The following is a 9,345-nucleotide window of genomic DNA, read 5'->3' on the forward strand; positions in this document are numbered from 1 at the left end:
GCGGCCCCCCGCCGGCCGCGCACCGGCCCCAGCACAGTCCCCAGAACGACGACTCCACGGCCCTGCCTATCGACCCGCGTGAACACGATCCTTTGATGGGCCAAACTATATGATTGAGTTCAAAATTCTCATCGGCCCGTCCGATTGTCGAGCAACGGTGACACGGAAGGCCCGAAGTGGGAGGGACCACGTGGGTTTCGCGGTCAGGAAGGCCACCTATCAGGACATGCCGGCGATTGCCGCGCTGCTGGCCCAGGCCCGCGGCGACGGACTGGATCCAGCCGAGCGGGCCGCACGAGGCTTCATTCAGGGGCATCTTTCCGACCGGATATTGCTCAACTTCATCGACGGAACGGGAGTTTTTGTCGCCGTTCACACTGATGAACACGGCGAGCGGAAAGTTGCCGGCGCGGCGCTCACGTCCGATCCCGCCGCGCTGGCCGGCGGCGACGGGCCGCCGGCCAGAACGATTGCCACCGCAACGACTTCCGGCCTGACCGACTTCGTTCTCTACGGCCCGGTCGCGGTCGATCCGCGGTTCCAGGGCCGGGGCGTCGTGCGATTGTTGATCGACGCCGTGCAGAAAAGCCTTTCCCCCGACTATTCGGAGGCGGTCCTGTTCGTCGAGACGGCCAACGAGAAGTCGCTGGCCGTGCACCGGCACCTCGGCATGCGCGAGGTCGGCGCCTTCGAGGTGGGCGGGCGGGACTACGTGGTCTTCGCCTTCGCCCTCGGTGACTAGACCCGGAGAACGAGAAAGGTCGCCCGGCGGCCACCGTCCACGTGCGGCCGCCGGACGACCCGTTTCGGCCCGGGACCCGCCCTGTGGGCCCCGCGACCGGCTTCGGTCACCGATCAGGACTGTCAACGATCGTGACAGTCACCGGTGGGTGAAGGTCCCCATGATGGTCGAGTACTCCCACGGCAGCTGCTGAACGCCGGAGCACGCCTCCTGGTGCTGGCCCGGGCAGCTGCCGTTGTCCCGGTGCAGGCCCCAGAACGACAGCAGCGCGATGCCGTGCTGCCAGGCCCAGACGGTCAGGTCGACGGCGTCGGCGGGAGTGAACTCCTCGACCGGGCCGGTCTCGCCGCCCGAGCCGTAGTCGTCGAGCCCGATCATGGCCGTGATGCCGACCATGGACCACAGCTGCGACGGCGTCTTGTCCGGCCACAGGCCGTGCAGGGTGGTGACCAGCGCGGCGGCGGCCGACTTGGCGTCGGTGGCCATCTCGTGCTGCTTGTTGTCGTAGTAGTCGAACGTCATGATGTTGACGGTGTCGACCCGGGTGCCGTTGGCCACCGCGTTCTGCAGCATCTTCACGGCGTCGCCGTTGGGCGCGGTCGGTCCGGTGCCCATGGTGTAGACGACCTTGAGCGGGCGGCCCTGCGCGGCGGCCCACTTCTCGGTCTCCAGCAGCGCCTTGTTGCGGCGGTCGATGCCCTCGGCGTTGGTCAGGGACGCGTCCTCGATGTCCACGTCCAGCTGGGTCGCGCCGTAGGAGACCAGGGCCTGCTCGTAGGCGGTGGCAATGGCGTGCACGTCGGCGCAGCTGTCGGCGATCTCGATGCCGTTGTCGCCGGCGTAGGCGCCGCCGAAGGACGGGATCAGCTGGCCGCCGCGGGCCCGCAGCTTGTCGGCGGCGTCCGCGTAGTCGGGGCCGGTGGCCACGCCGTTGGGGTAGACCTGGCAGGAGCCGGGCTTGTCGGTCTCCAGGAAGGCCAGGTTCTGGAACAGCGCGCCGGACTCGCCGGCGAACTCGGCCGGGTCGCCGGGCAGGTAGGCCTGGAAGTACGGCGCGAAGACATGCGCCGGCACCGGCTGCGGCTGGCCGTAGGGGGTGGTCGCGGCCGCGGCGCCGGCCAGCGCGGTCGTCGCGACCGTGATGGCGGCCGCGATCGCGCCGAACCGGCGGAGTGTGATCAGGTTTCGCACCGGAGAAGGGTTGCGGGGCGTGGGCCCGCAGACAGCATGCGCCGAACGGAATGGTCGGCTACGGAACCGGTTTCCTGTCCGAATTGCCGACGAGCGGCCCGTTCCCGACAGCCCTGTCAGGATATCGGGTGTCGGGATACGGGCCGCCCGTCGGATCGATCACTCCTGGACGTAGCTCACGTCGAAGGAGCCGCCCGACAGCGCGCCGGTGCGGTCCTCGGATCCGGAGTTGTTGCTGGCGTCCAGCGCGACGCCGTTCTGCCCGGTGTAGGTGGCGCCGTCGACCTTGGCGTCGGTGAAGGTCACCGTGCCGAAGTTCGGGTAGGCGCCGGTGGGCGACTCCAGGATGAACTCGGCCGAGGCGTTCTGGCCGTTGTAGGACTTGGTGACGTGCTGGGTCCAGCCCGCCGTGTTGTCGGTGATGGTCAGCGTGTAGCTGGTGCCGCTGCGCTGCACGCTGGCGCTGAAGTTGTCGCCGGCCTGGACGGGATTGTCGTAGTAGACCGGCGAGTCCGGGTACATCTCGTACCAGGCCTGGTAGCTGGGCGACCCCGACGAGCAGTCGGTGGCCACGCCGGTCTGCTCGACCGACTGGCTGCCGTAGCCGTCGATGCCGACCCACGGCGCGTACAGGTCGTTGGAGGAGTTGCAGGTGACCGCCGGCTCGGTCCAGCTCGCGCTCACCGAGCTGAAGCCGCTGCCGGTGGACACCCAGCCCGACCAGTTGCCGCCGTCCTGGTTGAACGTGCCGCCGACCGCGTTGGCGTGGTGCGTGTGGTTCGCGTGCTGCGGGGCGAACCCGGCCGACGTGGTGGCGAGTGCGGGGGCGGCGCCGGCCAGCAGGGTGGCGGCGCCGGCCGCGGCGAACGCGAGGAGACGTGCTCGCATGGTTGTGGACCTCCGGATGCAGGGTTGGGGCCGGATGGCCCCGCCGGTGCACCGACTCTGACCGAACGTCCGTTCACCAAACACCCTGCATTCGGAGGGTTTCTCGGTTATGAGCCCGGGGTATCCCGTCCTGTTGGGAGAGTCCGCAGGTCGGGATGTCACGTTGGCGAGGTTTGGTCGATTTCGACGCGCACTGACGTGACAGCGTCGGCGATCTGCCGGCAGTTCCGGGGTTCTCCACAGGATCGTCACCAGATAGTGATCAACAGTCACTAGGATCCGCAATGTTGACCGGGCGCGGTTGCGAGGGTGGTGACGTGCGGTCGAAACGCTGGCGGCGAACTCGTTCGCTGGTCCTGCTCAGCCTGTTGCTGATCACTGCGATGGTGGTGTGGGTGCAGGTTTTCCGTGGTGTGCCCACGATCGACCAGTCCGTCGGCTGCACGCCTCCGACGCCGGGTGTCTCCGCCGTCGGCTTCCACGACCTCGACGGCGTCGCCCCCGCCCCGCCCGACCGGGTGCCCGTGCGGATGTTCAACGCCAGCTCCCAGCGTGGCGCCGCCGGCCTGATGTCGTTGGAGCTGGCCGACCTGGGCTTCCCCCAGGCCGCCGAGGCCGCCGACGACCCGGCCCATCCGCTGGGCAACATGAGCTGTGTCGGCCAGATCCGCTTCGGCGCCCAGGGCGCCGCCGGGGCTCGGACCCTGAGCCTGCTCGTGCCGTGCGCCCAGCTCGTGCGGGACAACCGCCCCGATGCGACGGTCGACTTCGCCGTCGGCACCAACTTCAACGGCCTCATCGTCAACACGGCTGCGCGTAAGGTGCTCGGCCAGCTCTCCACCTGGGGCCGCCAGCACCCCATCCCGCCCGGCGGTCTGCTGACCCAGGACCAGGCCATGCCCAAACTGGACACTCCGCTGTTGACGGCGGCCCGCCCCGGCCACTGCTGAACCCGAATCCGGTCCGATCATCGGGCGAATCCGGTCACACCGAGAGCTCGTTGACCGTTGCCGCACTCGGCCCGGCAACAATATGAAGAAAATTCACCTAATCGGCACTCGTGGCGGCCGCGGCGGGATGCTGGACTGCCGGGCATGACGATCACCCTCCGATTCGCCGCCGCCGGCCTGACGGCCGGGCTGCTGATCCTGGGCGCCGGGTCGGCGCAGGCCGCCCCCGCCGCCGCGCCGAGCGAGGCGACGTGGATCGCCGACGTCACGACCGTGACGAGCCAGGCGACCACCTATCTCCAGCAGCGGCTGTCCTCCCCCGGACGCAACGCCATCGTGCTGGACATCGACAACACCTCGCTGGAGAGCTACTACCACCCGGTCTGGACCACCCCGGCGGTCCCGCCGGTCCTGACGCTGGCCAAGCTGGCCAAGGCCGACGGCGCGGCGGTCTTCTTCGTCACCGACCGCACCGAGCTGATCCGCTCGCTCACCCAGGACAACCTGTCCGGCGTCGGCTTTCCGGTGGACGGCCTGTCCATGCGCCCGCTGTTCAACTTCGACCCGGCGCAGGTCAACAAGACCAAGGCCCGCGCGGCGATCGAGGCGCAGGGCTACACGATCGTCGCCAACATCGGCAACAACACCACGGACCTGGACGGCGGCCACGCGGAGCGCACGTTCAAGCTGCCGGACTACGACGGCGCGCTGAGCTGACAGGAGTAGGGGCCGGCCGGTCGGGCTGGGGGGTGGTGTCCCGACCGGCCGGCGAATCACGCCGGCACAGGCAGCCGGCGCGAGCTCACGGCACCCGGATGAGGCCGGCCAGGGCGGACACCGTCTCCGGGTCGCAGTCGGCCACGCCGAGGCGGATCACGTCGCTCCAGTCGGCGGCACACAGGAACCGCTCCAGCAACGGCACGAGGAACAGCTCGGTGGCGCAGATGTGCTCGCCGATGGCGTCGGAAATGCGGTCGAGGGCGTCGGCGAGCATGTCGCGGCGATGCTCGGTCGGCTCGTCCTCCCAGGCCAGGATCGCGGCCTGCACACCGAGGGACATGGCGTCCAGGGCCCGGTGCTGGCGGTGCATGACGTCGACCATGATGTCGGCCTCGCTGGGCTTGTCCCCCACCAGCTTCGGCCACAGCAGCGCGTCCTCGGCGCAGTTGTGCCGGTAGACGGCGTTGTCGACCATCCGGACCCGCGCGGCGACGAGCTGCGCGCCGTCACGGTCTCCGGCCGCGACGGCGCGCACCAAGCCGGCCCCGCGACCGACTTCACGGCGGAAGACGGCGTGCAGGTGGAACACCCGGCGACTGTCGAAGCTGCGACGCTCAGTAGCGGCGGTCATGACACCCTCCCTCTTTCGGATGTCTTGACACACGCGTGAATCGCCGTCAGCGGATGTGCTCCGGAGCGAAGGGCCTCCGGTTGTTACCCGAACGGACTAAAGGCGAATACTTTTCTGGTTCATGAACTCCTCGATGCCGGCCGGCCCGAGCTCGCGTCCCATGCCGGACCGCTTGATGCCGCCGAACGGCAGGTCGGCCTGGGAGCCGCCGGCGCTGTTGAGGTAGACCATGCCGGACTCGATCTGCTCGGCGACCCGCCGCATGCGCTCGGGATCGGTGCCCCAGACGCTGGCCCCGAGGCCGAAGGGCGAGTCGTTGGCGATCTCGATGGCCTGCTCCTCGGTCTCGGCCTTGAAGACCAGGACCACCGGCCCGAAGATCTCCTCGTAGTAGGCGTTCATCTCCGGGGTGACGTTGGCGAGCACCGTCGCTTCGAGATACGCGCCGGGACCGTCGACCGCGTGTCCGCCGGCCAGCAGGGTCGCGCCCTGCTCCACGGCCTGCGCGACCTGGCCCGCCACCTCGTCGCGGGCCGCGGTCGAGGCCAGCGGCGGCAGCTTGGTGTTGGGATCGAGGGGATCGCCGGGCTTGAAGTAGTCGGCCACCCGCGCGGCGAGCTTGTCGACGAACTCGTCGTAGATGTCGGCGAGCACGATCATCCGCTTCGGCGCGTTGCAGGACTGACCGCAGTTGCGCATCCGGGCGGGGCGGTCTTGGCCACCGTCTCGTCCATGTCGTCGGAGTCCAGCACGATCAGCGGATCCGAGCCGCCCAGCTCCAGCACGGCCTTCTTCAGATTCCGGCCGGCCTCGGCCGCCACGGAGATGCCCGCCGCCTCCGACCCGGTCAGCGACACGCCCTGGATCCGGGGGTCGGCCAGGATGCTCGGCACCTGCCGGCTGGAGGCGAAGGTGTTGACGTACACGTCCTCCGGCACGCCGGCGTCGTGCAGGATCTGCTCGATGGCCAGCGCCGACCGCGGGCAGATCGAGGCGTGCTTGAGCAGGATAGTATTGCCCAGCACCAGGTTGGGCGCGACGAAGCGGGCCACCTGGTAGCAGGGGAAGTTCCACGGCATCACGCCCAGCAGCGCGCCCAGCGGCGTCTTCTGGATGACGGCCTCGCCGCCGCGGATGCTCATCGGCTGGTCGGCCACGAGGTCCGGGCCGTGCTGGCCGTAGTAGTTGAAGATCTCGACGACCACGCCGACCTCGCCGCGGCCCTCGTTGATCCGCTTGCCCATCTCCAGGGTCATGATCCGCGCGAGCTCGTCGGCCCGCTCCGCGAACAGCTCCGCGGCCCGCAGGACGATCTTGGCGCGGTCCGTCGCCGGTCGCCGCCGCCAGGCCGGGAACGCGTTGTGCACCCGGGTGATCGCCGCGCCGACCTCCTCGTCCGTCGCGTTGGGGATCTGCTCGACCAGCTCGCCGGTGGCGGGGTTGGTGACTGTGTACATGGGGACGCGCGCCTCCGTTCACTCACACCGTGCCGCCTACTGTATACCGTATGCACGTCACCCGGCAGTGACGTCCGACCCACGGCGGCAGCGGCACACCGGGCCCTACCCGGTCAGGTGATCAAGTCCGCGCCACCGGGTGGCGCGGCTGGACCGGCCGACCCGGGGCCCTGTTAGCTCCGCCCCGGATGATCAACAAGGGTCACCGATAGTTGTCATTGCAAACACGGTCCGTGACGACCGGAATGCATTCGCAGACAAGGGCGATCATGGCCGATCAGGTGACCGTGCTCATCGTGGGCGCCGGGCCCGCGGGGCTGGTCCTGGGCAATCTCTTGCGCGCCAACGGCGTCGACACCCTCATCCTGGAGCGCGGCCGCCGCGAGCACGTGCAGACCAGGGCCCGGGCGGGTTTTCTGGGTGCCAACAGCGCCCGCGTGCTCACCGAGCACGGCCTCGGGGCCGGCATGCTCCGATGTGGACACTCGCACGACACGTGCGCTTTTCGGGACGGTGACGGGGAGTTCGAGCTGAACTACGCCGAACTGGGCCGCGGCGAGGTGCACACTGTCTACCCGCAGCAGGCGCTGGTCACCGACCTCATCGCCGAGTACCTCGACCGCGGCGGCCGGCTGCGATTCGACGTGACTGTCACCGACGTCGACCCCGTGACGGCCACTGTCCGTCACCGCGACGGTGAGATCCAGGGCCGGTTCCTCGTCGGCTGCGACGGCAGCAACGGCGTCACCCGCAAGGCCATGCCGGCCTCGGCCGCACGCCACACCCGCGACCACGGCATCGCCTGGCTGGCCGTGCTGGCCCAGGCCCCGCAGAGCATGTCGGCGGTCACGTATGCCATGCACGACAACGGGTTCGCCGGCCACATGGCCCGCAGCCCGGAGGTCACCCGCTACTACCTCCAGGTCGACGCCGACGACCGCGCCGAGGCCTGGTCCGACGAGCGGATCTGGGCCGAGCTGGGCCTTCGTATGCAGGTCGAGCAGTTCGGCCCGCTGCGGCAGGGCCCGATCACCGAGCGCCGGATCGTGCGGCTGCGATCGGACGTCGTCGACCCGCTGCGGCACGGCCGGATGTTCCTGGCCGGCGACGCCGCCAGCCTGATCAGCCCGTCCGCGGCCAAGGGCGCCAACCTCGCGATCATGCAGGCGGAGGTGCTGGCCAAGGCCCTGACCGACGCCGTCAAGGGCGACGAGCGAGGACTGGACGCCTACTCCCCCACCTGTCTGCCGCGCATCTGGCGCGCGCAGGAGTTCTCCCACTGGATGATCACGCTCCTGCACGGGCCGGCCGCCGCCGCGCCGGACGCGGGCTTCCAGCGCGTGCTGCGCCGGGCCCGACTGGACAGCCTCCGCGACTCCCGCGCCCACCAGGACTTCTTCGCCGAGAACTACGTCGGCATCTGAACCCCGTTTGCCGGATCTGCCCCGTTGTCGATCTGCCCAGTTTTGGAGTGCACCATGACCGCGACGATCGCCCCCGCGCTCGCCCCGGAGGACCTCGACCGCCTGACCTCGGCGGCCGCGCTGATCGGCGCCGCCGACACCGACTCCGTGCTCGCGGCGGCCATGCCGTCGCTGGGCGCGGCCGAACGCGCGGCCCTGGCCCGGTACACCCGCTTCACCCACGCGGCGGTGCTGGTCTTTCCCCGGACATTCAAGGGGCTACGGGAGGACCTGACACACCTGGGCGTGCGGGTCGGCCCGATGACCCCGAGCGTGGTCGTGCGGGCCCGGCTGAGCATCCGGTACGGCGTGCCGATGGAGAGCCTGACCGTCGGCATCCTGCGGGCCCGCCTGGCCGACCGGCTCGGCAACCGCTGCGAGCTGGAGATCTTCGCCATGGTCACGCCGCCGGAGTTCGAGCACATCGCCGACGACGAGCGCCTGCACGGCCGGGAGAACCACTTCGCGCTGGCTGTGCCGCACGCCGACCCGGTGCTGCTGGGCGGGCTGCGGGCGGCCGTGGCCACCCGGATGCTGCCCGACGGCGGCGGCTACAACGAGCATGAGGACAACACCGTCCTCTACTTCCGCGACGCCCATCACACGGTGCCGTCCTACCGCCGCCTTGAGCTGATCAGCGCCGGCCGTTTCCCCCGGGTTCTGACCGCCCACCTGCGGGAATCCGCCGCCGGCACGCGTCTGCTGGGTCTGATGACCGGGGCGTGGGCGACGCAGGCCATCGCCGCCGCGGCGACGTTGCGGCTGCCGGACCACCTCGTCACCGTCTCCCATCTGCCGGGCCTGGCCGCCGCGACCGGCACCGACGCGGACAGCCTCGGCCGCCTGCTCCGCTACCTGGCCACCCTCGGCCTGGTCCGCGAGGTCGGCGACCACTACCTGCTGACCGACATGGGATCGCTGCTGCGGGCCGACGTCGAGGGCTCGCTTCGGCCGCTGGCCCTGATGTACGGCGGCCCGTTCTACCGGTCGTTCGGCGCGCTGACCGACGCCGTCCGCACGGGCGAGGAGTCGTACGCGAAGATCTTCGGCGCGCACCACTTCCAGCACATGGCCGCCGACCCCGAGCTGGCCGAGCTGTTCCACGAGTCGATGGCCGCCAGCAACGCCGTGTTCGCCGACCTGGTCCGGGTCGTCGACCTCAGCGACGTGCGGGAGGTCGTCGACATCGCCGGCGGCAACGGCGAGCTGCTGTCCCGGGTCCTCGCCGCCAACCCCGCCGCGCACGGCGTGCTGGTCGAGCGCCCGCACGCCCTGGCCTCGGCGTCGGTCACGCTGGCCGACG

General features: G+C 70.1%; 10 protein-coding genes. 5 read left to right on the forward strand and 5 right to left on the reverse strand.

The window, feature by feature from the left end:
* The first annotated feature begins 190 nt into the window (after window positions 1–190).
* Window positions 191–742: a GNAT family N-acetyltransferase gene (locus tag KUTG_RS06040; RefSeq protein ID WP_043715523.1), complete on the forward strand. Its 552-nt coding sequence runs from the start codon at window positions 191–193 to the stop codon at window positions 740–742.
* A gap of 138 nt (window positions 743–880) precedes the next feature.
* Here KUTG_RS06040 and KUTG_RS06045 read toward each other — a convergent pair whose 3' ends face one another.
* Together KUTG_RS06045 and KUTG_RS06050 are read right to left on the reverse strand one after the other, a co-directional pair.
* Window positions 881–1,933, reverse strand: coding sequence for a glycoside hydrolase family 18 protein (locus KUTG_RS06045; RefSeq protein WP_198047035.1), 1,053 nt, complete (start codon window positions 1,931–1,933; stop codon window positions 881–883).
* 159 nt (window positions 1,934–2,092) lie between these two features.
* Window positions 2,093–2,821, reverse strand: coding sequence for a G1 family glutamic endopeptidase (locus KUTG_RS06050; protein ID WP_043715525.1), 729 nt, complete (start codon window positions 2,819–2,821; stop codon window positions 2,093–2,095).
* A gap of 317 nt (window positions 2,822–3,138) precedes the next feature.
* Here KUTG_RS06050 and cei point away from each other — a divergent pair, with 317 nt between their 5' ends.
* Window positions 3,139–3,771 (forward strand): envelope integrity protein Cei, encoded by a 633-nt coding sequence (gene cei / locus KUTG_RS06055; RefSeq protein WP_198047036.1) that lies wholly within the window; start codon window positions 3,139–3,141, stop codon window positions 3,769–3,771.
* Between the two features lie 144 nt (window positions 3,772–3,915).
* Entirely contained in the window at window positions 3,916–4,488 is a 573-nt protein-coding gene (locus KUTG_RS06060) for an HAD family acid phosphatase (RefSeq protein ID WP_043715528.1), read from the forward strand.
* An 85-nt stretch (window positions 4,489–4,573) separates the two neighbouring features.
* Here KUTG_RS06060 and KUTG_RS06065 read toward each other — a convergent pair whose 3' ends face one another.
* The 3 genes from KUTG_RS06065 to KUTG_RS65130 form a co-directional block, all read right to left on the reverse strand.
* Complete coding sequence (locus tag KUTG_RS06065) at window positions 4,574–5,122, reverse strand: hemerythrin domain-containing protein (RefSeq protein WP_084578951.1); 549 nt, start codon at window positions 5,120–5,122, stop codon at window positions 4,574–4,576.
* 96 nt (window positions 5,123–5,218) lie between these two features.
* Entirely contained in the window at window positions 5,219–5,782 is a 564-nt protein-coding gene (locus KUTG_RS65125; RefSeq protein ID WP_255360852.1) for an aldehyde dehydrogenase family protein, read from the reverse strand.
* Window positions 5,779–6,579 (reverse strand): aldehyde dehydrogenase family protein, encoded by an 801-nt coding sequence (locus KUTG_RS65130; protein WP_255360853.1) that lies wholly within the window; start codon window positions 6,577–6,579, stop codon window positions 5,779–5,781. The genes KUTG_RS65125 and KUTG_RS65130 overlap by 4 nt, the downstream gene beginning before the upstream one ends.
* 269 nt (window positions 6,580–6,848) lie before the next feature.
* Between KUTG_RS65130 and KUTG_RS06075 the strand changes: the two genes are divergently transcribed.
* Both KUTG_RS06075 and KUTG_RS06080 read left to right on the forward strand, forming a co-directional pair.
* Window positions 6,849–8,003 carry a 4-hydroxybenzoate 3-monooxygenase gene (locus KUTG_RS06075; RefSeq protein WP_198047037.1) on the forward strand — a complete coding sequence of 385 codons (1,155 nt, stop codon included), beginning with the start codon at window positions 6,849–6,851 and terminating at the stop codon, window positions 8,001–8,003.
* Window positions 8,004–8,057: 54 nt separating this feature from the next.
* Window positions 8,058–9,345: methyltransferase (locus KUTG_RS06080; RefSeq protein ID WP_043715531.1), on the forward strand; the 1,288-nt coding region annotated here is incomplete at its 3' end.

Source organism: Kutzneria sp. 744 (genome assembly GCF_000568255.1).
In the GTDB taxonomy this organism is placed as follows: domain Bacteria; phylum Actinomycetota; class Actinomycetes; order Mycobacteriales; family Pseudonocardiaceae; genus Kutzneria.

Coding starts and splice junctions, on each gene's coding strand:
- KUTG_RS06075 (WP_198047037.1), top strand. CDS start 6,849: ATGGCCGATCAGGTGACCGTGCTCATCGTGGGCGCCGGGCCCGCGGGG.
- KUTG_RS65130 (WP_255360853.1), bottom strand. CDS start 6,579: ATGTACACAGTCACCAACCCCGCCACCGGCGAGCTGGTCGAGCAGATC.
- KUTG_RS06065 (WP_084578951.1), bottom strand. CDS start 5,122: ATGACCGCCGCTACTGAGCGTCGCAGCTTCGACAGTCGCCGGGTGTTC.
- KUTG_RS65125 (WP_255360852.1), bottom strand. CDS start 5,782: ATGATCGTGCTCGCCGACATCTACGACGAGTTCGTCGACAAGCTCGCC.
- KUTG_RS06060 (WP_043715528.1), top strand. CDS start 3,916: ATGACGATCACCCTCCGATTCGCCGCCGCCGGCCTGACGGCCGGGCTG.
- KUTG_RS06050 (WP_043715525.1), bottom strand. CDS start 2,821: ATGCGAGCACGTCTCCTCGCGTTCGCCGCGGCCGGCGCCGCCACCCTG.